17 protein-coding genes are annotated in these 24,568 nt (G+C 63.2%); 1 reads left to right on the plus strand and 16 read right to left on the minus strand.

Annotated elements, in window-relative coordinates; all coding sequences use genetic code 11:
- From ACT8II_RS01930 to ACT8II_RS01955, 6 genes are all read right to left on the minus strand, one after another.
- A partial coding sequence (locus ACT8II_RS01930; protein ID WP_443812890.1) for a metallophosphoesterase family protein occupies positions 1-2,057 on the minus strand: 2,057 nt, incomplete at its 3' end.
- Positions 2,058-2,353: 296 nt separating this feature from the next.
- Positions 2,354-4,420, minus strand: coding sequence for an elongation factor G (locus ACT8II_RS01935; protein ID WP_443812891.1), 2,067 nt, complete (start codon positions 4,418-4,420; stop codon positions 2,354-2,356).
- Positions 4,421-4,670: 250 nt separating this feature from the next.
- Positions 4,671-7,067, minus strand: coding sequence for a tetratricopeptide repeat protein (locus ACT8II_RS01940; RefSeq protein WP_443812892.1), 2,397 nt, complete (start codon positions 7,065-7,067; stop codon positions 4,671-4,673).
- A 131-nt stretch (positions 7,068-7,198) separates the two neighbouring features.
- Complete coding sequence (locus ACT8II_RS01945) at positions 7,199-7,960, minus strand: amino acid ABC transporter ATP-binding protein (protein ID WP_294121582.1); 762 nt, start codon at positions 7,958-7,960, stop codon at positions 7,199-7,201.
- A 67-nt stretch (positions 7,961-8,027) separates the two neighbouring features.
- Positions 8,028-8,681, minus strand: a complete 654-nt coding sequence (locus tag ACT8II_RS01950; RefSeq protein WP_118652299.1) for an amino acid ABC transporter permease — start codon at positions 8,679-8,681, stop codon at positions 8,028-8,030.
- Positions 8,682-8,999: 318 nt separating this feature from the next.
- Entirely contained in the window at positions 9,000-9,902 is a 903-nt protein-coding gene (locus tag ACT8II_RS01955; RefSeq protein WP_294121581.1) for an amino acid ABC transporter substrate-binding protein, read from the minus strand.
- A 193-nt stretch (positions 9,903-10,095) separates the two neighbouring features.
- Here ACT8II_RS01955 and rlmD point away from each other — a divergent pair, with 193 nt between their 5' ends.
- The gene (rlmD, locus tag ACT8II_RS01960; RefSeq protein ID WP_294121579.1) at positions 10,096-11,367 is read left to right on the plus strand and encodes a 23S rRNA (uracil(1939)-C(5))-methyltransferase RlmD; all 1,272 of its coding nucleotides are present in this window, start codon (positions 10,096-10,098) and stop codon (positions 11,365-11,367) included.
- Here the strand turns inward: rlmD and ACT8II_RS01965 are convergent.
- From ACT8II_RS01965 to tilS, 10 genes are all read right to left on the minus strand, one after another.
- Entirely contained in the window at positions 11,364-12,722 is a 1,359-nt protein-coding gene (locus tag ACT8II_RS01965; protein ID WP_412107930.1) for a lipase family protein, read from the minus strand. The two genes, rlmD and ACT8II_RS01965, sit on opposite strands and share 4 nt — an antisense overlap.
- 94 nt (positions 12,723-12,816) lie before the next feature.
- Positions 12,817-13,647 (minus strand): PHP domain-containing protein, encoded by an 831-nt coding sequence (locus ACT8II_RS01970; RefSeq protein ID WP_443812893.1) that lies wholly within the window; start codon positions 13,645-13,647, stop codon positions 12,817-12,819.
- A 132-nt stretch (positions 13,648-13,779) separates the two neighbouring features.
- Entirely contained in the window at positions 13,780-14,961 is a 1,182-nt protein-coding gene (locus ACT8II_RS01975) for a pyridoxal phosphate-dependent aminotransferase (protein ID WP_118652287.1), read from the minus strand.
- A gap of 318 nt (positions 14,962-15,279) precedes the next feature.
- Positions 15,280-16,656, minus strand: a complete 1,377-nt coding sequence (locus ACT8II_RS01980; RefSeq protein ID WP_294160029.1) for a 6-phospho-alpha-glucosidase — start codon at positions 16,654-16,656, stop codon at positions 15,280-15,282.
- Between the two features lie 157 nt (positions 16,657-16,813).
- Positions 16,814-18,385, minus strand: a complete 1,572-nt coding sequence (locus tag ACT8II_RS01985; protein WP_118652281.1) for a PTS transporter subunit EIIC — start codon at positions 18,383-18,385, stop codon at positions 16,814-16,816.
- A gap of 31 nt (positions 18,386-18,416) precedes the next feature.
- A complete protein-coding gene (locus ACT8II_RS01990) occupies positions 18,417-19,283 on the minus strand; it encodes a PRD domain-containing protein (protein WP_294121570.1) in 867 nt (288 codons plus the stop codon).
- A 42-nt stretch (positions 19,284-19,325) separates the two neighbouring features.
- Complete coding sequence (locus ACT8II_RS01995) at positions 19,326-20,117, minus strand: PTS sugar transporter subunit IIA (protein WP_443812894.1); 792 nt, start codon at positions 20,115-20,117, stop codon at positions 19,326-19,328.
- Positions 20,118-20,120: 3 nt separating this feature from the next.
- Positions 20,121-22,376, minus strand: a complete 2,256-nt coding sequence (gene ftsH, locus ACT8II_RS02000) for an ATP-dependent zinc metalloprotease FtsH (protein ID WP_443812895.1) — start codon at positions 22,374-22,376, stop codon at positions 20,121-20,123.
- Position 22,377: 1 nt separating this feature from the next.
- Positions 22,378-22,926, minus strand: coding sequence for a hypoxanthine phosphoribosyltransferase (hpt, locus tag ACT8II_RS02005; RefSeq protein WP_118652269.1), 549 nt, complete (start codon positions 22,924-22,926; stop codon positions 22,378-22,380).
- Between the two features lie 53 nt (positions 22,927-22,979).
- On the minus strand, positions 22,980-24,566 hold the full coding sequence (tilS, locus tag ACT8II_RS02010) for a tRNA lysidine(34) synthetase TilS (protein ID WP_294121561.1): 1,587 nt from the start codon (positions 24,564-24,566) through the stop codon (positions 22,980-22,982).
- Positions 24,567-24,568: the final 2 nt, after the last annotated feature.

Genomic DNA, 24,568 nt, shown 5'->3' on the forward strand with positions numbered 1-24,568 from the left:
GATCCCACATTCGAAGCAACGATACCGATCAGGGTAATGGGGCCGTTGCCCTGGTCTTTCACGCACAGGTCGCCAAGCTTGAACTTCACCTTCTTGAGCAAGGTGGTGAGCGCCTTCAAGTTCTCCTCATTGTTGATGGTACCGCGCAAATAGCTGATGAGCGATCCGTCCGCTGTCGGATTCCCCTCGGAATCGGAACCGGTCAACTGCATGTTCGCGGCCGACACCTCAACCCAGTCGGGGCACGTCTCGTCACCGTAGAGGTGATCGCCATAGGCGAACTTGATGAGGTCGAACAGGATTTTGCCGTCATCCGAAACCTGCTCGTTGACCAGCACCTCAATCAAAGAACGCAGGAGGTTCAAGGTATCGCCCTTGCCCTCTTGCAAGAGCTGCGTATCGATATTGGCATACAGCGTTGCCATGAACTTCGCAAACGAGGTAGCGTCGATGTAGTACGACCAGTATCCCGCAGCGGCCATGGGAACCGAAGCAGCAACGGCTTCGATTTCGGCGGCCAGCGACGGGTCGGGAGACAGCGCGAGCACCTGCGCGGAACTCGTCACCCCATCCAGCTGCTCGAGAATGATTCGCTGTTGGGCCGCGTCCGACCAGATGCCGAGCGTTCCGTAGCTCTTGAGAAGGAAGCTCAAGTCTCCGAGCACGACGGCAAGCGCCTCGTCCTGGGACTGCGGCAGCATGGTGAGCAGCATGTTGAACAGCGCCGGGTCGAGGCCGTCGGCGGTGCCATCGCCCACATTCAGGCCGCCCAGCAGCCCGGCCAGCGCGGGCTTGACGCCCCCGTTCGCAACCATATCGTCGATCTCCGGCGACACCAGGGCATCGGCGATCATGGTCTTGATCACGTCGACGGTAAGGAGACGTTCCTCGCCATACGCCGTGATGTCGGGAATCCGCGTGGTCGCGCCATTGTCGAAATCGACGTAGTCCACCGAACCGAGCGGGTGGTTCTCGACGGCAAGAGTCGCCTCGACATTCGCCGTCCCCTCCTCGCGCTTCCAAGAGAGCGTGGCGAAGCGGATGTCACTCGGATAGGTCACGGTCGCGCAGGTCTCGATATCGTAGAGGGTGTTGCCCGCCTCGGTGGTGATACTCGCGATGTCGTTGGCGTGCATATGGCCGGTAAAGACCGCCGAGACTCCCGCATCGGCGTAACGGAGCTGGCAATCCTCGTAGTTATCGACCAGGTACTCGCCCATGAGCTCGGGCTCCATGGAGAAGTGCGGGATCACACCGTGGTGCTGGGTCACGAACACGATATCCCCGGCCGCGCGGGCCTGCTTGGCCTGGCTCTCCACCCACGCGAGCAGCTTCTCCCCCACCACACCAGACGTGACGTGCTCATCGCGGCCGAGCCCATTCTGGTCGGCGGAATACTTGCCGGAGTCGACCACGATGAGCGTGACGCCCTTGGCGGGGCGCACCACGTAGGAGAGGCTGCCGCCCTGACTGCCGCCCTCATCGAACTTTGCGATCGCGTCGTCGTAGCCGCAATCGGCGTACAGCTCCTTGAACGCGAGCGGGTCGACGAGGTCGGTGTGCTCCGCCTTGCCGCTCGAGAAATCACGGCCGTTGTCGTCGTTATTGATGTCATGGTTGCCGTTGATCACGCAGAACATGGCCTGCTTGCCGGCATTCGCCAGCTGCTTCTTGGCCGCCGCGAGCTTCTCGTGCATGTCCTGATGGCAGACGAGCTCGCCGTCCTTCGTGAGGTCGCCGGAAATGATCACCAGATCGGGCTGATACGCCACGATCTCGGCGAGGGCCTTATCAACGATGGCGCCTGACTCGCGGAACATCTTGCGGTCGGAGTTCTCGGCGATCGTGAAGTCATCGCAATCCGCGTACAGCTTCTGGGAGAAGTAGTGCACGTCGGAAAGGTGCACGATCTTGATCTGGTTGGGGTAATCCGTGCCAGCCTCGATCGTCTCGGCCGCCGCCTCATGCGGATCGGCGGACATCGCGACAGCCGTGACGCCCGCCCCGACCACCGAGAACCGAACGAAATTCCTGCGACTGATTTCCTTTTCCAGCATGCATCGACTCCCATCGACGAAAACGGCAACAAAAGGGTCGCTATGGCGACCACCGCGTTCAGTATGGGAGACATCTGTTAGCTAGCTGCATGCCGTGCCGTCAGCTCAAGGAAAGGTTACGGTAAAGAATGTCAGGACTAATTCAGGAACGTAAGGCTTTTATTCACGGCGGGCGACCTCGGGCGAGACCTCAAATGAGTGCCTGTCCCCATATTGAGGCAAGGCGGGCGCACCGCTGGATGCGCCCGCCTCTCACCAATCACACCGTGGATGCATTGCCACGCGTGTCGCCCGAACTACCTGCCCTGGGCGCGGTTGTGCTCGTAGATCTCCACGAGCTTTTGCTGCACGTCGTAGGGCACCTGCTCGTATCCGGCGGGCTCCATGGTGAAGTCACCGGTGCCGCGCGTAAGCGAGCGCAGGCGCGTGGCGTAGTCGACGAGCTCCGCATACGGCACGGTCGCGGTGACCACAGTCTCGCCGCGGTCGTTGGAATCCATGCCGGTCACGCGACCGCGGCTGGCGGAAACATCGCCCATGACCGCACCGGCGTAGCTCTCGGGGATCGTCACCTTGATGTTCTCCATGGGCTCGAGCACCACGGGATCGGCATCCTCGCACGCCTTCTTGAGGCCGATGCGCGCAGCGGTGCGGAAGGCCATCTCGTTGGAGTCGACCGGGTGGCAGGAACCGTCGTAGCAGGCGACGCGGATGCCGGTGAGCGGATAGCCCGCGATCACACCGTCCTTCATGGTCTCCTGGACGCCCTTGTCCACCGCGGGGATGAGCGCGCGCGGGATGCGACCGCCCACGACCTCGTCCACGAACTCATATTCGGTGCCGTCGAGCAGCGGCTCCACGCGCAGGTAGCAGTCGCCGAACTGCCCGGCGCCGCCGGTCTGCTTCTTGTGGCGGCCCTGGGCGCTCGCCACGCGGCGGATGGTCTCGCGGTAGGGAATGCGCAGCGGGACGATGTGCGCGGCGACCTTGGTGCGATCCTCCAAGCGGTTGAGTAGCACGCTCACCTGGGCCTCGCCCACCGCCGAGATGATGGTCTGAGCGGTCTCCTCGTCACGGTCGATGCTCATGGTCGGGTCGGCCTCGCACGCCTTCTCGATGAATGTGAAGAGCTTGTCCTCGTCGGAGCGGTTTTCCGCCTCGATGGCGATGCGGTACTGGGAGTTGGGGAACGCGAACGCCGCCGCCTCGACCTTACCGGTCACGGACAGGGTGTCGCCCGTCTCGGCGCTCAGCTTGGGCACCACGATGATGTCGCCCGCGTAGGCGTGGCCGACCTCGGTCATCTCGCGGCCGCACATCACGTAGAGGTGCGTGAGGCGCTCGCCCTTGCGGGTGCGGGCATTGACGAGCTCCATGCCGGGCTCGATGGTGCCGGTGAGCACCTTGAGGAAGGACAGGCGGCCCTGCTGGGGATCGTTCAGGGTCTTGAAGTCGAAGACGACGGGGCGCTCATCCTCGCTGGAAATCTTGAGGGTGTCGCCGTCGATGAGCGGCATCTCGCCGTAATCGGTGGGCGCGGGGAAGTAGGTCGCGATATCGTCCATGAGGGAGTTGACGCCCTGCTCCTTGATGCAGGAGCCGGCGAACACGGGGACGAACAGGCGCTTGGCGATCGCCTTGGCGAGCAGGCCCTCGACCTCTTCTTGAGTGAGAGGCTCGCCCTCGAGGTACTTCTCCATGAGGTCGTCGTCGGCCTCCGCCACGAGCTCGCACAGGGTCTCGTGGGCGGCCTCGGCGCTGTCGCGGAGCTCCTCGGGAATCTCCGATTCGGTCTGCTTGGCGCCATCGCAATGGCGGGCCTTCATGCGCACGAGGTCGATGATGCCGTTGAAGTTCTCGCCGGTACCCCAGGGGAGCGTGACGGCACCCAGGCGCGTGCCAAAGCGCTCGCGAAGCATCTCGAGGCACATGTCGAAATCGGCGTTCTCCTTGTCCACGCGGTTCACGAACACGGCGCGGGCCAGGCGCAGATCCTCGGCCGCGTACCAGAGCTTGACGGTAGTGGGCTGCGGGCCCTCGGCGGCGTCAACCACGAACAGGGCCGTCTCGCACACGCTCATCGCCGCATAGGCGTCGCCGATAAAATCGGGGTAGCACGGGGCGTCGAGCACGTTGATGCGGGCGTTCTTCCAGTCGATCGGCGCGATGGAGGTCGAGATTGAGAACTCGCGCTTGACCTCCTCGGCATCGTAATCGAGCGTGGGCTTGGTGCCGCCGTGACCGCCCAGGCGAGCGGTCTTGCCGGAAAGGTGGAGCATGGCCTCCGCGAGCGAGGTCTTGCCCACCCCGCCTTGGCCTACGAGCACCACGTTCCTCACATTGCCAGTCTTGGGCGCACCCATGGGACACCTCCCTTTCCCAGCGCGCTGCGAGCGCGCCGAAAATGCGTGCGAGGTGCCCTGTGCATCCCCGCACGACAGCCGTATGGCATGAGCCTACCCAGTTTTACACGCGGATTTATTGGCCTTTCGACCAGCGTGCACTCAGGCACGGTAAAGGGCTTGACGAGCGATACAAGCTATCGAGAAGCGGCACGGGCGCAAACGGGACAAACGCCGGGTGAACCAAATCGCATTCTGAGAGAGCCTGCAGCTACCCCTGCATCAGCGAACGGCGCACCGATGCGAGAACATCGAAACTGTTGGGAGCCACGTCAAACGTGGACAGGAAGTGCACGAGCGCGGTGGCCGCATTGAAGATACCGGCGTCAACCAGGCCTATCGCCGCCATCGCCGCCTGATCCCGCAGCTGGCTGACCGGCGCCACCGGTACGCCCTCGGCGCGGAGCAGGGCCACCGCCTCGTCGCGCGCCGGGGGACGGCCCAGGTGCGCCTCTTGCATGAGCTCGCGCATCTCCGCCTGCGTCTCGCCATAGAAGAACGAGTCGCGAGCCACCATGGCATAGCAGGCAAGGCCGAGCGACGGATCGCCACCCTGCCAGAAGAGGAAGCCCAAGCGGTAGTAACCGCAGGCGATATCGTTGGGATCCACCGCGACGCGCATGCCGTCGAGGATGACGCGGGCCGCATCGGAGTCACGACCGGCCTCGCGATACGACAACGCAAGCGTGTGGTATGAGGCGAACGATGTAGGCGCCAACCGGACAAGTTCCTCGCCCAAACGAATCGCGTCCTCGTTGTTTCCCTGGTCACGGTATAGGCGGCATAGCAGGGAGCGCGCGTCGAACGCGGTATCGGGAATCTTGCGATACGTCGTCGAAGGATCCTCGTCGAACAGCCCAACTGCGATGCGTGCAATCATGTTCGAGCAGTACAACGGGCGCGCATCGCTCTCTTGCAGTACGTCCGCGGCATCGTAAGCGGCGATGATGTCGGAGACCTCCGCGGTCGCCGACGCCGCGGCGGCATCGCCCTGCGCAGCCTGCTCGTGCACCCTGTCGCAAAGCTCGCGATACCTGTCGCGCAGGGGATCATCGCCCACGTCGAAGATATCGAGCTCGGCGACGGTCTTGGCGCGCAGCGGGCCGACCAGGTGCGCAGGGAGCGAACGCTTGTCGTTCGCCATCTTGATATCGCGGTTGGGCAGGCCGGCATCGATGCGCTCGACCGGTGCAAGCGAGCCGTCCACGTCCCGCTCCATGTTGATGGCGCGAAGCGAGAGCATCTTGATGAGCTCTTCGACGGACAGCGACGCCTCGAGGATCGCACCCGTCTGGATTGCCGGCACCGTCTCCATGGTGAACAACTGGCGGCTGAATTCGGCCGAGCACACCACCGCTCCGTCGATGTCGCGCTCGTGCGTCGTCACCACCGCACGAATGACGCCGACGCTGGATCCGAAGGCGATGGCGGCGAGCGCCATGCTCAGGCGGAGCAGGTAGGCCACCTGCATGTCATCGCACGTCAGCGCAGTGCCAGACGCCGGAAAGGCACTCGCTACGGGAACCGTGACATCGATGGAGAACACGCCCGCCGACGCATCGCAGCCGAACAGGTAGTCGAAGCCAAACGGCGCGCGCAGCCCCTCCGCCGCCGCGGCGAAACGAGTGCGCACGTCCCACTCTCCGCCGCGCGCGGCATCTGTACCAAGCAGGCTGCTGTAGTCACTCTTGCGGTCGCTCGCGCGGATCGCGGTGCGGGCCACCTCGGCAAAGGAGCTCAGGGACTGGAGGGCCGCCCGCTCGCACTCATGCTCGCTGATGGCCCCCACCATGGGCGAGGATTCCTCACCCAGATAATGCTCCATGAACACAAGGCGATTGAGCGCGCCCTCCACCGCCTGGAGGGTGTCCACCTGCTGTGGGGTCAGCTCGCGCTTGTCGCAGCCCGTCCAAAACAGGCCCGTCGAGCCGAGCCGGCGCAGGTCGATGTCGTGCGCGGCGGCGATTGGGCGCACGCCCTCGGCACCGGCATCCATCAACGTGCGGAAAGCGAAGCGCTCGAAATCACTCGCGCCCTCGCGCCTGCCGCGATACACGATCTCATCGAGCGCATCGGGATACGCGGAGCCGATCATGCCGTCGAGGATGTCGCCAACGGTCAAGAACGAGCTGGCGTCGCCCCGCTCCTTTGACAACACGTGGTACAGCACAAAGCACGCGGCGCCCATCTCATCGATGTCGTATGCCCCCTTGCCATATGCGCCCATATCGTTCATCGATGTGGCAACCGTGAGCTTATAGTCCTGAGGGCGCTGGGTGAATCGTACGACCTTGACCGGCCTACCCTCGGGGCGAACGTAGAAGAACACGTCGCCCTCGTCGTCCTTGGACATCCCCGCATCGGCGTCGCGCGAGGGGCGCTCGGATAGAGGCTCGTCGCATTCGTAGACAGCGCCCCCGAGGGCAAGCCAGGCGTGGATTTTGACTTTACGTGATGCCACCGGCTCGACTAGGTAGCCCATGCTCTTCTCGGGCTGGGGCCTGATCGATTCGACGATCATGAACACGCGGCCCCGCTCCTGCCCGGGGAGCTCCCTGAGCTGCGTGGTCTTGGCAAACAGGGGAAGTTTGAACAGCTTATCCGACATGGCGACCGCTCCCATTCTCCCGCACGATCGGGCGGGTGTAACTGCTCACTCCATCCTATCAAAGCATGCGGTGCCCGCCCGCCACTCCCGCGAGCGGAAGCGCGCGCCGTCCGGGAGATCCTAGGCGTCGTCTATTCGCCCACGCGAGTCAGGAAAGCACGGGTACGCTCCTCGCGGGGGGCGTCGATCACCTGCTCGGCGGGGCCCTCCTCCACAATCACGCCGCCGTCCATGAACACCACGCGGTCGGCGACCTCACGCGCAAAGTTCATCTCGTGTGTCACCACAACCATGGTCATCTGCTCGGCGGCAAGGCCCTTGATCACGCGCAGGACCTCAGCGGTGAGTTCGGGGTCGAGCGCGCTTGTGGGCTCATCGAAGTAGAGGATCTCGGGGTTCATGGCCAGTGCGCGGGCGATGCTCACGCGTTGCTGCTGGCCACCGGAGAGCTGGCAGGGGACCTTGTCCTCACACCCTTCGAGCCCCATCTTGGCAATGAGCTCCCGGGCGCGCTGCTCTACCTCCCCCGCCGGGCGCTTCTGCACGCGCAACGGGGCATCGGTGATGTTACGCATCACCGTGAAGTGCGGGAAAAGGTTGTAGTTTTGAAACACCAGGCCGAATCTGCCGCGCGCCTGCTTGAGCGCCTCCCCCTTGGCGTAGACCGACCTACCGGAGGCGCCTTCCGTCGCAACGGCAAGATCACCATAGGACAGGGCGCCGCCATCGAGCGTCTCGAGCAGCGTCATGCAGCGCAGCAACGTGGACTTGCCGCCGCCGGATGGGCCGATAATGGCAACGGCCTCGCCGCGCTCAACCTCGAGCGAGATGCCGCGCAGCACCTCGGTACCCCCGAATGCCTTGCGAGCGTCTTTCATAGATACGACAGGCATATGAACCCCTTTGAAATTGCCGAGGGCGGATGCAGCGCACGGACCTTAGACGATGCGCGCGTCAAAGCTAGTCGTGGTAGTAGGAGAGCATCTTCTCGATGCGGCCCAACACCAATTCGACAGCGAAATTGAAGACCCAGTAGATCGCGGCGGCGATTGCGAAGGGCACCATACTCACCTGCGAGGCAACAAGGGCCTTGGCGGTGGAGAACATCTCGCCCACGCCAATGGCAAATGCCAGGGACGTGTCCTTCACCAGCGTGATGACCTCGTTGCCAATCGCCGGCATGATGCGCTTGACCACCTGTGGCAGCACGATGTAGAGGAAGGTCTGCGCCTTGGAATACCCCAAGACCTCGGCGGCCTCATATTGGCCGCGGGGGATGGATTGCAGGCCGCTGCGATAAATCTCGGCGAAATACGCGGCATAGTTGATGATGAACGCGACGATGGCCGCCTGCCACTTGGAGTCTGTGGTGAGCTGAATGCCGAACACGTAATACGGCATGAAGTAAATGGCGAACATCTGCAGCATGAGCGGCGTGCCACGCATAACCGAAATATAGGCGCGCGTGATCCCGCGCACGACCTTGAAGCGGCTCACGCGCAACAACGCCACCGGAACGCCAAGCGGAAGCGCACCGATGAGCGTAAACGCGAAGATCTGCAAGCTGGTGAGAAAGCCCTCTCCCAGCATTTGAACCATAGTCGTGATTTCCAAGATATCTCCCGGTCTGTTTCTACCGCCTGAACGACTCTACCATGCAAACGCCCTCCGCAGCAGGCAATCGCGCCTCCAACCACGCGAACGGCTTTTCCAGGTGCCTCAGATCGGCGCGAACGCAAAGGCGCGGTGTGCGGATACGGCCCAAGCAACGCGCAAGGCTTTTCCAGGTGCCCCAGGTTCGCCCGAACGCAAGAGCGCCCATCACCAGCGGGCTTCCCAGGTGCCCCAGATCCGGCCGAACCCAATGGCGGGGGTTCCGGGCGTACATAAGCCTTTGGGTTCGGCCGGAGGTGGGGTGCCTGGGAAAGCCGACTACTTGAGCTGCCAGTTGTCCATGCTCAGCCCCTGATCAGCGTACTTGGCCGCGATCGTCTCGACTGTACCGTCCTCGTACAGCGCCTTTAGCGCCTCAGTCACGGCCTTCGCGGTCTTGGTGTCGCCCTTCTTGAAGCCGACGGCGTAGTTCTCCTCGGAGAGGCACTCGTCGAGCATGCCATAGGCATCGGGCTTGGCGGCCATCTGATACCGCGCGATGGAGAGGTCGCAGGCGACGGCGTCGACGGCGCCGGACTCGAGCTGCATGAACGCCGTGTTGTACTCGCCGATGGTATCGAGCGAGGCGAAGGTGGCGGCGAGGTCGGCGGCATCGCCCTCGAGCACATCCTCGGCGGCGGAGTCAACCTGGGTCACGACGGTCTTACCGGCGAGGTCTTCCTGCGAAGCGATGCCGCTGTCGGCGCGAACCACGATGACCTGTGCGTTGAGCATGTAGGGATCGGAGAAGGTGTAGTCCTTCTCACGGCCCTCCATGGTGAACCCGTTCCAGATGCAGTTGATGGCACCGGAGTCGAGCAACGTGTCCTTGGCGTCCCAGTCGATGGGCTCGAGCTTGATCTCCCAGCCCTCCTTCTCGGCGACCGCCTGGGCAAGATCGAGGTCGAAGCCGGTGTACTCGCCATCATCACCCACATAGCCATAGGGCGGGTAGGACTGGTCGAAGCCCACAATCAGCTTGCCCGTGGCCGCAGCGGAGGTATCCGCCGCTGCCTTGGTGGCAGAGCCGGCGCTAGAGCCCTCGTTGGTGGCGGCCGGCGTGCCACCGCAGCCGGCAAGCAGCGTGAGCGAGAGGGCAGCAGAGGCGACGCCCGCCACAAGAGAGCGACGCGTCATGGAGCGGGCGGCGGTCACGGAGAGGGTCTTCTGGTCCTTATTCATACTGTGTCCTTTCCCCTGTATGCACTTTACTTAACTAAAGTGTGATGGTCAACGGTTGGAAGAATAACACTTTAGTTTGACGAAGCGCAAGGAACACCATCGAGATTGCCGCTCTGTTACGGGGCCACCTCATGAGATGTGTACAATGGGGCCTGGCCTCAATGTACCAACTTCTTTGGCGAATGGATTGCCCATGGCGAAGCAGAACAAACCGGCATCCGCGGATCGCAAGGCACCCTGCCCGATCATGCGCCAATGCGGCGGATGCGAATGGCTGGGGCTCCCCTACCGCAAGCAGCTCGCCCGCAAGCAGCTCGCCATGTCCGACCTGTATCGGCCTCTCATCGAGCGCTTTGGATGGCGTGTCGATGTCGACCCCGTACTCGGCATAGGACCCTCGCGCGAGACGGGGCCCGTCACCGTGGCGGATGCACCACTCCCGGCACCGCGGTCGTTTCGCCACAAAGCGGCCACGCCCTTCGCCCCCGGCGCATGTGGCGAAGTACGCAGCGGTTTCTTCGCCCGGGGAACGCACGATATCGTCCCCTGCCCCGCCTGCGCCGTTGAAGCGCCCGGGGCGCGTGAACTCCTGGGCGACGTCGCGCGTTTCGCAACCGAACTCAACATCCCCGCTTACGACGAGGACCTCCGCCGCGGCCAGCTTCGTTACGCCGTGCTCCGTTGCGGATGGCGCACGAAGGAGGCGATGCTCACCCTTGTCACTCGCACGCGCGAGGTGCCGCACCTCGAGGAGCTTGTCGAACTCGTCTCCCAAGCCCATCCCAAACTGGTGACGATCGCCCAAAACGTCAATCCACGCGTTACCAACGCGATCCTGGGTGGCGAAACGCGCATCCTACACGGCGAGCCCCGCATGCGCGACGAGCTGCTCGACTGCACATTCGAGATCTCCCCCGTCTCCTTTTACCAAGTCAATCCGCAGCAGACAGAAGTGCTCTACCTACAGGCAATCGAGGGCATGGACCTGCAAGACGGCACCGTGGTCCTCGACGCGTACTGCGGCAGCGGCACCATCGGCATCGCCGCGGCCGCTCACGCCCGCAAACAGGGCGTTCGCATACGCCTCGTGGGCGTGGAGCGCAATGTGGAGGGGATGCGCGACGCCGTGCGGAACGCGCAGATCAACGGCCTGGCGGACACGGCGGAATTCATCGCCCGCGACGCGACCGAGTACATGAGAGAGGCCGCCGACGCGCACATGCACGTGGATGTGGTCGTTATGGATCCTCCGCGGGCGGGGTCGACGCCGGAATTCATCGAAGCCGCAGCGGCGCTCGCCCCGCGGCGCATCGTCTACATCAGCTGTAACCCGGTAACGCATGTGCGCGACCTCGCGGTTCTCGGCGAGAACGGTTACCGCGTTGAACGCCTCACGCCCGTGGACCTCTTCCCCCACACAAGCCATACGGAGATGGTTGCGACCCTCACGCGAGCGCACATCTAAACGGCACCGCTCTCCGTCAGGTCATCCTCGTCAATCGCGTTCATCCAAGCGATGTACGTACTCGGATAATGGCTGTAGAGCATGCGGACCGGATCGACGCGCGCGGCGACGGACGCAAAGACCGCACATGCACCGCGTGGGGTCACCAGCTCCTCAACCGACCCGATACCCTGCGCGACGTCGGTCAGCACCGCATCGACCACGTGTTTGTCGGACGGGTCGGCGCCGCACGCCACTCCAACCGATTGCTCATACAAGCGCTCCATCGCGGTGCGGAGCTCATCGAATCCCTCTGCATCAACCGCGGGGAGTGCCTTGTCGATGCCGTAGCGCTCGTATCCCCATGTACGCAACGGCAGGTAGGGCATGATGTCGGAAGGATTCGCGATGTTGAAGATATTGGCGTATCGCGCATCGTGCGCCTGGGCGTTGAGCGTGGTGGCAGGAGAAGCGAACGTGTAGGCGTACACCCGGTCAATGCCGGCGAGGGAATCGGCGCCCGCAACAGATGAGGTGACGGTCCCGGCCCGGCAGTCGTCGATTTCCGCGGCGGCGAGGTTCGCGATTGCACCGCCCCTGCTGTGGCCCACCAACAGCACCGAAACCTCCGCGCCATCGCCAGCGGACTCATCCGCCCATGCAGCCACCTCACCGCAGATCTCCCGCGCGGCACGGCAATATCCGCCGTGGTCGCTCGTCTCGTCCGTTGCGAGATCGAGGTTGCTCAGCCATTCGGACCCGTAGCTTCCCCGTATGCTCACCAGGATCACATCGCGGGGCGAGCCCTCTTGGCCGTCACCGCCCGATAATGCCAGACGTTTGCGGGCGATCGTGTACGCCACGCCGTCGGCGTCGTCCGTCACCAGATTGAGGACCTCGTCCAGCACCTCGCTGCGAAACCGATACGAATCGGTGCACACCTCGTCAAAGCCGAGTTGCGCCAGAGCCTCTTCCATATACGCGGGCTGGTTGCTCCCCGACTGGTAATAACCAGACTCGGAATACGCCAGGGCCGCCAAAACGGAACTCGCCCGCGCGAGCTCATGGTTGTACACATGTTCGTCTCCGGTGAACCACGAATCATCCCACGTCACGCTTGTGGACGCCTCCCCGCTGCCGGGAGCATCGAGGCTCGTGTAGGTGAGCTCGGCGCTAAAACGCGCGGGCAGCGGAGCCTCTTCGCCATACGCCGCGGGCAGAGCGGAAGAAGCCGTCACGTTCGCACGCGTAGACTCCTGGACGCGGCGCGTATACAGACGAGCGGAAGCGGTGAGCGTCCCTGCGAGCAGCAGCAAGAGGCACGCCAGCGGAACGCGGCGCAGCACCGCGCGCACTCTGCCCGATCGTCTTGCCATGAGCCGCCTCCCTCGCATCGGGCTTCAGAATATCAGGCGCGCTCGCTCGGCGTGTGACGAAAACCTTACATTTTGGTGGGGGTTTCTTAAGAAGCTATGATTGCTCTCCCAGCACCTGAGACAGATCGCATACACCCGAGGCGGCAAGTTCGCGCAGGAACGGCTCGCGACCGCGGTTCATGATGAGCTCCTCGGGGAAATTGATCTCCTCGAGCATGCGCTCGACCGCGGAGAACCGCCCAATCTGCGGGGCGATGTGCGCGTCGCTCGACACGGCGATACCCACGCCCATCTCGGCGCAACGCTCGGCGATCTTGCGGCACACGCCCTCGTGCTTGCTACCGCCCTCCAGCGAGTGCTCGTTGACCTCGATGAGCTTATGGTGCTCCTTGGCGCAGGCGAGCACCGTGTCGAGGTCGTACGGCAGGCCCGAACGGCCCGTGTGGCCGAGGATGAAGACACGCGGTTGTTCAAGCACGGCGACGTACATGTCGGTGATGTCGGAGATCGAGCAGCCCTTGGCAAAATCCGTGTTGTAGGTGATGGTCCACAGGGAGAGGCCGTCCGCCGATTCGGTCACGCGCTCGAACAGCGAGCGCTCGCTTGCATACGTGCCGCCGGTGATGCTCTCGCGGCAGGGGATATCCTGGCCGAACAGCGACCCGTCGAGCCCTTCGATGTCCGCCTCGCAGCCGTGCAAGACGGTGACGCCCTCCCAGGTTCGCGGCCAAATCACCGTGTTGAGGAAGAACTGGAAGTTGCGAATATGCTGCTCGGGGTGGAGCATGCTGCTCAAGTGGTCGGTCGATCCCAAGATCTCGAGGCCGGCGGCAGAGGCCGCCCGCACGTTCTCCTGGATGGTCGAATACGCGTGGCGCGAGTAGAGCGTGTGCGTGTGGACGTCTCCCAAGATACGGTATGCCATGGTGCCTGCCTTCCTCGATTGCGGACTCCGTACATGATACCCGTACGGAAAGCGCCCGTGCATCTGGGGCACGGACGCATGGCAGATGGCGACGAACGAGCAGCGCGACGCAATGCCCGGAGGAGCCCGGTTCTAGCGATACGAATCCATGAGCGCTTGCCAAGCGGGCAGCGAGCGCTCGATGGTCTCGTAGCTCACGCAGTAGCCCACGCGCACCCAACCCGGGGTGCCAAAGCTATCGGACGGCACGGGCAGCAGCTCGAACTGGCGGGCGCGCTCGCAAAACGCCTCGGCATCCGGCTCAAGCGCACGAACCCACAGGTAGAAGGCACCCTGCGGCTCGACCATTGAGTACCCCATCTCCCCCAGGGAATGCATGAGCGCGCGGCGGTTACGGTCGTAGGCCTCGACATCACAGGGCTCGTCAACGCAGTCGATCACCACGCGCTGGAACAGCGACGGCGCACACACGAACCCCAGAGCGCGAGCGGAGCCCGCCACCGCCGCCATGACGCGGGCGCTCTCATGACAGCTGGGGGGCACGAGCACCCAGCCCACGCGCTCGCCCGGCAGCGACAGCGACTTGGAGTAGGAATAGCACACCACCGTATGCTCGTAGATGGACGGAACCCACGGGACCTCCGCACCGTACGTGATCTCGCGATAGGGCTCATCCGAGATGATGAAGATGGGGGCCTCTCGGTCGCGATTCACCTCGAGCAGGCAGTTTGCAAGGCGCTCCAGCACATCGCGGGAGTAGACCGCGCCCGTGGGATTGTTGGGCGAGTTCACGATGATGGCCGCCGTGCGCGGGGTGATGGCACGCATGATGCTACCCACCGAGAGCTGGAACGTGTAGGGCTTCGCCGGTGCCTCCACACACGTGCAACCGCACGACTCGATCCACACCTTGTACTCGGGGAAATACGGGGACACCACGACGACCTCGTCACCGGGGTTGGTGAGGGCATGCAGCGTGCAGGAGATGGAGGCGGCGGCGCCCACGGTCATGAACACATCGGAGGCCTCATACGCCGTATCGAACCGACGATTGAGCGACGCCGCCACCGCGGCACGCGCAGCGGGCAGGCCGGGCGCGGGCGTGTAGCCGTGCAGCTCCTCGGGGCTCAGCTCGGCAAGCGAGCGTTCAATGGAAGCGCGCACGGCATCGGGCGCGGGGATGCTCGGGTTGCCAAGGCTGAAGTCGAACACGTTCTCGGGACCAATCTGGGCCTTGCGCTCGCATCCGTACGCGAAGATCTCGCGAATCTTCGAACTTGCCGCGCCGTATGCGTACATGGTCTCGTTCAACATAGCAGCCCCGTTTCCGTGCGGTTGGTTTTGCCCCATGATACCCACGACGGCGAAGCAATCTGACACGTTGCTTCGAATTAACTGAAATTTGCGAGAGAGATGCACAGCATGGCGGCCTAGGTGTTAAGTGCCAAAACGTTGCTTACACCAAGGTGGTAACAATTGGACGCATTTTACGCATTCTCGTCCGCTATGAAGCAGACGAATATCGAAATAGCAACCGAATTGAAAAAGCGGGCCTTCGCCAAGGAAGACCCGCTCTGGGATGGGCAGCGCATTATGGAAAACTACCCAGATATGCGATGGTTCGAATCCGCTTTACTTCAGATCGGGCCAGAAGTCCTTGTTGGCCTCGATCATGTCGTCGAGGACCTCCTTGGCCACCGTCATGGACGGCACCGTCTTGTTGAGCGTGAAGGCCTGGAGCGCCTTCTCGTAGGAGCCCTCGATGCAGGCCTCGACCACGAGCTTCTCGGAGTTGAGCTGCTGCATCATGAGACCCTGCTGGAACAGCGGAATGTTGTCGCGGGAAATGACCTCGGGGCCGTTCTTGCCGATATAGGCGGGCAGCTCGACCATAGCGTCATAGGGCATGTTGGGAATGGCGCCCTTGTTCTGGCAGATCACCAGGAAGCGGGCCTTGGTGTCGTTCTTCAACGCGACGGCCAGATCGGCAATCCAGTCACCGTGGCTGCCGGCGTAGAAGGTGCTCTCGTCGATCTCACCCGTCTTCTCGTACCGGTCGATACCGGCGAACAGATTGGCCTCGCGGGTCTCCTCCACCTCGTTGGCGCGGGTGCGCTCGGGGTTGGAGTGCTCCACAAACTCCTTCTGCTGCAGGTAGTAGTTGAGATAGGTGTTGGGCAGGTACTCCGGGAAGAGCTCCATGATCTCGTAGACGCCCTTCCACACGTAGTACCAGGAACCCTTCGTATGACGATTCTGCTTACTCTCGTCCTCGTTGTCGGTGTTGGACTTCATAAGCGAGCTCATGCCCTTGAGGTAGCTGCTCGGCAGCAGGATCTCATGCTCCTTGATGTAGGCGCGCAGCTGCGGGAGCACCTCCTCGCCCTTGTGGCGGATGCTGGTGAACCAGCCGAAGTGGTTGAGGCCGAAGTAGTCGTACTCAACGTCCTTCTTGTTGATTTCGAGCGCGGCGCACACGAGGTCGATGATGGCGATGGGCATGTCGCAGATGTTGATGATGCGGGCATTGGGGCGCATCTTGCGGCAGGCTTCGGACACGATTGCCGCCGGATTGGAGTAGTTCAAGATCCAGTAGCTGGACTTTGCGTACTTCTCCACATCGTCGATAAGCTCGATCATGGGGAAGATGGTGCGCATTCCGTAGGCGAGGCCGCCGCAGCCGCAGGTCTCCTGACCCACGCAGCCGTGACGCAGCGGGATCTTCTCGTCCTGCTCGCGCATGGCGTAACCGCCCACGCGCATCTGAGCGAACACGAAATCGGCGTCGGTGAAGGCCTCGGCCTTGTCGGTGGTCACCGTGAGCTTGATGTCGAGTTTGAGGTCCTCATGCAAAATCCAGTCGACGAGCACGCCCACTTTGCGCTGGCGTTCCTCGTTGATGTCGTACAGACGGATCTCGTCGACCTCGAGCTCGTCCTTGCGCAGGGCGATAGACTTGACGATGCCGGGAGTGAAGGTGGAGCCGCCACCAGCCAGAGTAATGATCATTGAAGTAACGCTTCCTTTCGTGACACGAATTACGAGTGCGAACTTCGCTTGCCTAAATGGGTGCCCGGATGGCACCCCCATGCGGGGCCGAGCGGGCTTGCGCGCCCGGCCCCGGTTTCCCACCGCCGTTAGGGAAACATGACGGTATGGGAGCCGATTACATCTTCTCGAGCGCGTCCTCGACGGCGCCGCGCACGCTGGCGACCTTCATACCGAAGATAATCTGAACGTCGTTGCCCTTGCGCACGATGCCGCTGTTCTCCATGCGGTTGATGAAGTCCTCGTTCACGAGGCTCTCGTCGGCGACGCTCACGCGCAGACGGGTGAAACAGTTCTCGACGGACTGGATGTTTTCCTTGCCGCCCAGGCCCTTGATGAGGTCGAGGATGGCATCGTCGCCGGCGGTGTCGACAGCGGCCGCCGGAGCTGCGGCGTCGGGGGCGGCCACGGCGGAGGCGTCGTCCTCATTGCCCTCGCGGCCCGGGGTGTGCAGCTTGAGCTTCTTGATGAGAACGGTGAAGATGACGAAGTACAGGGCGGCATTGACCACGCCGAGCACAAGCATCATGGGCCAGTTGGTCTTCTCGACACCCAGCACCAGGTTGGACACCACGATGTTGATGATGCCACCCGCGGTGGAAGCCGGGATGTTGAGGACCTGCAGCAGCACGAGGCTGATACCGGACAGGATGGAGTGGACCACGAACAGGACGGGAGCCGAGAACACGAACAGGAAGTCGATGGGCTCGGTGATGCAGGTGAGGACCGCGGTGATCATGAGCGGGATGATGACGGCGCGGGTCTTGTCCTTGTTCTGCTTATAGGCGGTCACGATGAACGCGGCGCCGATGCCCAGGTACGGCCACAGGTTGTTGAAGGTGTAGCTGTTGAAGTAGGTGCTGGGAGAGAAGGGCACGCCCTCCATGGCCATCTCGGCAACGCGTATGGGGTAGGCGCCGGCGATGACGGTCTCACCCAAGGCGAGGGTGCCGCCCACATCGGAGAACTGGAACGGGGTGTAGATGAGGTGATGCAGGCCGAGAGGAACAAGCAGCTTGTTGAGCATGCCGTACACGAACAGGCCGATGCTGCCGCTCTCCTGGATCATGCCAGCGAGCGACGCGATGGCGCCCTGAACGGGCGGCCACACCACGCAAGCACCGGCACCCAGAACAAGGGAGATCACGATCATGATGAGGAAGGGGAAACGCACGCCCGAGAACATGGACAGGGCCACGGGGAACTGCTTGCCACCGAACTTGTTGAACACCCAGCCGGCAAGGCAACCGAGCACGATGCCGCCGAACACGCCCATGTCGAGGACCTGGATGCCGAGGACGGAGGACTGGCCGGTGCCCACGAGACCGAGTTGCGTGGGCTCGGCGAGCATGCCCATCGCCTCGAGCACGATGTTGTTGGCGTTCAGGAACAGGAAGAACGACATGAGGCCGATGAGAGTGGCATGGCCCTTGTCCTTCTTGGCCATGGCGCCCGCAATGCCCGCGCAGAACAGCACGGCCAGATTGTTCACGATGAACATAAGGCTGTTGTAGATCACCTTGCCGCTGACGGCGAACACGGGAAGCTGCAGGAACGGAACGGCCGCCACGATGGTCTGGTTGGTGAGGAGGATGCCCAAGATCAGCACGGTACCCGCCACGGAAAGATACATCAACGGCTGCACGATGGACTTGGAAAACACCTCCAACGCGCTCTTCAGATTTGCCATTACCCAAAACTCCTTTCTTCTTGCCCGCGCTCTACTCGGCGGCGGATGGGGCCGCTGGCGCTTCGGCGCGTGCGGCATTGACGAGATTCATGATGTGGTACACCAGGTAACCCTTCTCGGCGTCCGCGACCGCGCACCCGTAGGTGCTCGCCACGTGCCCGCCAATGCGCTCGGTGCACTCGAACGCGGCGGGATACTGGTCTTTACCCAAATGGAACAGGAAGGTGTCCTCCGACTGCACGACGCTCTTGTCGAGCACGCGCTGGGCGAAGAACTGCAAGTGGCGCAGGAAGCGCTCGTATTGGATGGACTCCTCGTCGTACACGAGGTCGAATGCCTCGGCCACGATACCCAAAATCTCATTGATCATGCTGATGGACAGCATGAGGTGGTCGGCGCGCTGCCGCATGGTGGCGTTCACGATGTGAAGCGTTATGAAGCCCACCTCGCCCTCGGATACGCGAATGCCCAGGCGGTCCTCGATGATGTCCTGCGCGCGGAGGGCCAGGGCGAACTCCTTCTTATAGAACCGGCGAGTCTCCATAAGAAGGGGATTGTCGCAGGGAACCTCAGCGCGCTCACGCTCGATGGCCATGGAGATATGGTCGGTCAGCGCGATGAGGACGTTGTCGTCGACATCGCTTCCCAGCTCCGCGCGGAGCATGGCGACAATATCCTCGGCAACGGAGAGATACTCGCTGGGAATGCCCTTGATGAGACGCTCGAGGCGGTTGAGCGAATCGGGATCGTCGAGGGTGAATACCTTCTCAACGGCGGATGTGTCAAGCTCGTCGCCGCGCGAGCGGCCGAACGTGATGCCGCGGCCGATGGCGATGCGCTCGACGCCCTCGTCCTCGACCATGGCTACATTGTTGTTGTAAATGCGCTTGATGACCATAACCGCTCCCGCGTGTATCCCGTGCCCGTCTTGGCGATACGCCTAGGCGAAGCTCAGCACGCGCTCACCGAAGGCGACGGAGCCCGGCTCGCACGTAGCAACGGCAAGCCCGGCGGGAACCTCGGCGGCGATCACCATCGTGGTGTCATCGTAACCCGCGGCGGCAATCTTGTCGCGGTCGAACGTCACGAGCAGCTGGCCCTGCTCGACGTAGTCGCCCTGGGCGACGTGGGCGGTGAAGCCCTCGCCCTTCATGTCGACCGTGTCGATACCGATATGCAGCATAACAGCCACGCCGCTCTCGTTCTTGATGGCGAGCGCATGGCACGTGGGGAACAGCGCCTCGACCGTGCCCGAGAAGGGCGCGACGAGCTCACCGGAGACGGGCTTGATGCCAATACCGTCGCCCATGGCCTTGCTGGAGAATACCGGGTCGGCGACCTCGGCGATATCCATGGCGGTGCCGGGAACCGGGCACAGCGCCGAGATGCCAGTTGCAGCTGCCGGCGCGTCCTCGGTGGAGGGTTGCTCCGCGACAGCGTTCTCGTTATGGGAAGCGGTTTTTCCGCGGCCTGCTTGCCGCCAAAGAGATTGGAAAGGAAACCCATGGTTCTCACTCCTTCGCCGCGTCGCGGCATAAAAATAACCCCACCAAACAGACTGCCGGCATGGCCGCGAGCAGTCCAAGAGTTTGGTGAGGCCCAAGAGTGGTTCGAGGTAACCTTCCGCATTTCTTGTTTGCAGGCGAGAGTATAAAAACCAGAAGGCCCCATCGTCAAGTTGATGGAGCCTTCTTTTTCTTGTGAACGGTCTGATTTTCCCGGCGAGCGGCATGGGCTACTTGGCTGAAGGGTCGGCCCCAACGGAAGCATCCCCATCGGGGGCACACGGCTTGCTGACGCCCTCGTCTGCAACGGCTGCCTGCGCGAACGCAGCCGCCTCGGCGGCGATCTCCTCGTCGCTCTGGCGCGGCTTGGCGCGACGGGCGCGCTCGGCCTCGACAACAGCGGGGTCGGCACCGTTGGCGGCTGCCTCGTTGCGCGCCTCCTTGGCGGCAGCGATATCGCCCTCGCGCTCCAGATACGCATCCCACTCGTTGTTGAGCAGGGCATCGACGGCCTCGCCCTCAACGGTCTCGCGCTCAAGCAGAACCTTGGCCATAAGATCAAGTTGATCGCGGCGGGCAGAGAGGATCTCGACTGCGCGTTCATGCGCCTCACGCATGATGCGCTGGACCTCGGTATCGATGCGACGAGCCGTCTCCTCGGAGTAATCCTGATGGTCGGCGTAGTCGCGGCCGAGGAACACCTGATGCTGGGCCTCGCCGAACACCTGTGTGCCCAGCTCCTCGCTCATGCCCAAGCGCGTGACCATCTCGCGAGCCATCTTGGTGGCGCGCTCAAGGTCGTTGCTCGCGCCAGACGTGATGTCCGCGCACATGAGCTCCTCTGCCACGCGACCGCCCAGGAACACGGCGAGCTCGTCGAGCATCTCGCGACGCGTCTTAAGGAAATGGTCCTCGGCCGGCAGCTGCATGGTGTAGCCGAGCGCTTGACCGCGGCTGATGATCGAAATCTTGTGCACCGGGTCGGCGTTGTCCAAAACGTGGCCCACCAGTGCGTGACCGCTCTCGTGGTAAGCGATGGTCGTACGTTCGGCCTCGCTCATCACGCGGCTCTTACGCTGCGGACCCGCCATGACGCGTTCCATGGACTCCTCGATCTCGTCCATCGAGATGAGCGAGCGGTTGCGGCGGGCGGTGAGCAGAGCCGCCTCGTTGAGCAGCTTCGCCAAGTCGGCACCGGCAAATCCAACCGTGAGCTGCGCGAGCTTCTCAAAACTCACGTCCGTGTCGAGCGGCTTGTTGGCCGCGTGCACGCGCAGGATCTGCTCGCGGCCGCGTACGTCGGGGCGGTCGACCGTGATCTGGCGGTCAAAGCGGCCCGGACGCAGCAGTGCCGGATCGAGCACATCGGGGCGGTTGGTAGCGGCGATGAGGATCACGCTCTCGCTCTCCTCGAAACCGTCCATCTCGACGAGCAACTGGTTGAGCGTCTGTTCGCGCTCGTCGTGACCTCCGCCCAGACCTGCGCCGCGCTGACGACCCACGGCGTCGATCTCATCGATGAAGATGATCGCCGGAGCCTGCTCTTTGGCGTTCTTAAAGAGGTCGCGCACGCGCGAGGCACCCACACCCACGAACATCTCGACGAACTCGGAGCCGGAGATGGTGAAGAACGGCACGCCCGCCTCGCCTGCGACTGCCTTGGCAAGCAGGGTCTTACCCGTGCCGGGAGGACCAACCAATAGCACGCCGCGCGGAATCTTGGCGCCCAATTTACGGAAGCGTTCGGGGTCGGCGAGGAAGTCGCGGACCTCCTCGAGCTCCTCAACGGCCTCATCGATGCCCGCAACATCCTTGAACTTGACCTTGGGACGCGTTGCCGGGGTCGTCTTGGCGTTCGTCTTGCCAAACTGCATGGCCTTGTTGTTGGCGCCCATCATCTGACGCATGAAGTACACCATTGCGATGATGATCACGGCGGTGGGCAGAATTGCCAGCAGCATGTTCATAAACGCATCGGGATCCTCGGTGTCCACTTTATACGTGGTCTTGGGATGCTCGGCCATGAGCTCGGCCAGTGAATCGGAACCCACGTAGGTGGAGGTGAACGTCTCCAGGTTCTTCTTGGACCGGCTCTCGCCCTTTGGCCAATACGTGCCGCTCACCGTGCCGTCGATCACCGTATAGGTTGCCTCGTCAACGCGACCCGCCTCCACGGCGGCAACAAAATCGCTGGTGGCGAGCTCTGTGGGGTTATCACCCTGACGAAGACCGCCCCCGAGGTTCCAAAACGTGTAACCAAGCAGAATGCAGGCGAAGGCGAAGTAGATCCATCCCGTGCGCGAGGGACCTCCCGCCCCTTCGGGTCCGCCAAAGGGCCCGAAGCCATTGCCGCCCCGGTTACCACCATCGTCCGTAGGACCCGCTCCCTGCGGGGGCGTTGGCCCGCCATTTCCATTGCCGGACCCGCCTCCCTCAGCAAGGAGGGCGACGGGTCCCCGTGCGTAATCGTCTGTGCAATCGGTCATGCTATGCGTAAACCTCCGGTTTGAGAACGCCCACATAAGGCAGATTGCGGTAATGCTCGGCATAATCCAAGCCATAGCCCACCACAAAGGCATCGGGGCAGTGCGTGCCCACGTACTTGGGATCGATGGCCGCCTGCTTGCCCTCGACGTCCTTCCACAGGAAGGTGCAGACCTCGAGCGAAGCGGGACCACGGCTGGCGAGGTTCGCCATGAGATACTTGAGCGTTAGGCCGGAATCGAGAATGTCCTCGACGATGAGAACGTCGCGACCCTTGATGTCGATGTCGAGGTCCTTGATGATGCGCACGATGCCCGAGGACTTGGCGCCGTCGCCGTAGCTCGACACGGCCATGAAGTCGATGGAGAGCGGAGCGTCGATGGCGCGCATGAGGTCGCCCATGAAGACGACCGCGCCGCGCAGGACGGCGATCAGCACAAGGTCCTTGCCCTGGTAATCCTCGGAGATCTGCGCACCCAGGCGCTTGACCATGGCGGCGATGTCCTCCTCCGAGAACAGGACCTTCTCAACATCGGGATGAATCGTTTCCATGGATACCCTTTCATGGCGCGTATGCAGATAATTGCAGCATACCCGTTTGGGAGTTACTGCACGTCCGCAACGGGACGAAATGTCAATTTTACCAAGACTTTGCTGGTGGCGGTGCATTTAAAGCGATCGTCCAAACGAACTGGTGCCACCCACACGATCGCACCGCCGGGGGAAGTCCGCACCACGGGCGTGTACGCGCGCTCGGAACGTGGAATTTGCGCCTCATTAAGGAGATCCGAAAGCTTCTTGCTGCGCCCGCACATGCCAAAGGGGCAGAGCATGTCGCCCGGCGCCGGGACATCCACCCACAGGCGCAGCCCGTCTCGACTCGGCACGGACGAGCCCGCAACGCCCCAACGCTGGTCCTCCGCCAAGCGCGGGAGATCGTGCGCCGCATAGCCGAGCGCCGCCGCGTCGATCAGCACCGATGCGGGCGCGTCGCTTGTCGCCGAGAGCGCGTCCCCACGTGCGGACGACACCTCCCGCGCCAAGGCGACGCCGTCGGTGCCGGCGGGAAGCTCCACCAACTCCGCCTCGACCACGCCACCTGCCGCCGTGCGCAACTGCCCGGGAATCGCAAGCCAGCCTGCAGTGGCGCGTTCGCGCTCCTCGGGCGTTCGCAGGGCGAGCGTGCCGAACTCGATGCGCGCATCGATTCCCGCCGGAAGGGTCACGGAGCCCTCCGCGCGAGCCACGCAGGCAAGGACCGCCTCCACATGGCGCATCTCCAAACGCGCCTCGGTATCGAGCTCGCGTACGGCCAGGCGCACGATGCGTCGCGCGATGGCAACCTCCGCCGCCGCGAGACGCGCGGCGTCGAGCACGATGAGCCCCGCAGCCCGACGGCGCTCGCAACCGCGCAGGGCAGTCGCGGCGAGCTGAGACATGAACGCGTCCTCGTCGCCCAAGATGTCGCACGCCGCGCTCACGCTGCGCTCCACGTTCGGATTGCGTTCCTGCGCAACGGGCATGAGGCGGTGACGCACGTAGTTGCGTAGATACCTCGTGTCTTGGTTGCTCGCGTCCTCGCGCCACGGCTGGCCGGCGACCTCCAAATAGCGCACCAGCTCCTCATGCGTTCGGTCGAGCAGGGGGCGCACGATGATGTTTCGCCGGCGCGGGATGCTCGAGAGCCCAGCCGCGCCGGAGCCTTTGATGGCATTCATGAAAAACGTCTCGGCTCGATCGCTCGAGGTGTGAGCCGTGAGAATCCGCGCGGCGGAGCGAGGGGTTCCCGCTTTTCGCGAGAGCTCCCCTACATACCGGCGCGCTGCGGCATAGCGAACCTCGCGTGCGGCACCCTCGAGGTTTTGCCCGCCCAGATCGGCAAAGCTCGCGTGCTCGACGCAAAGCGGCACCCCCAGCTGTTCGCAGAGGGCGCGCACGAACTGCTCGTCGCCATCGGACGCCTCTCCCCGCAGATGATGATTCACGTGAAGCACATGGAGGCGCTCGCGAGCGATGCGCGTGCGGCCCCTACCGTCGTCCATATCGAGCGTTCCCGTGCACGCCAGGAGCAACAGCGCCGTTGAGTCCGCACCGCCTGATACCATGAGGACAACGGGGGCGCGCCGCTCGAGCGCCCGAGCGGCGGGCGCCGTGGCGCGTCGCGTGCCATACCGTTGGGAAACTGTGGGCATGT

This window comes from Collinsella sp., from assembly GCF_052346665.1.
In the GTDB taxonomy this organism is placed as follows: Bacteria; Actinomycetota; Coriobacteriia; order Coriobacteriales; family Coriobacteriaceae; genus Collinsella.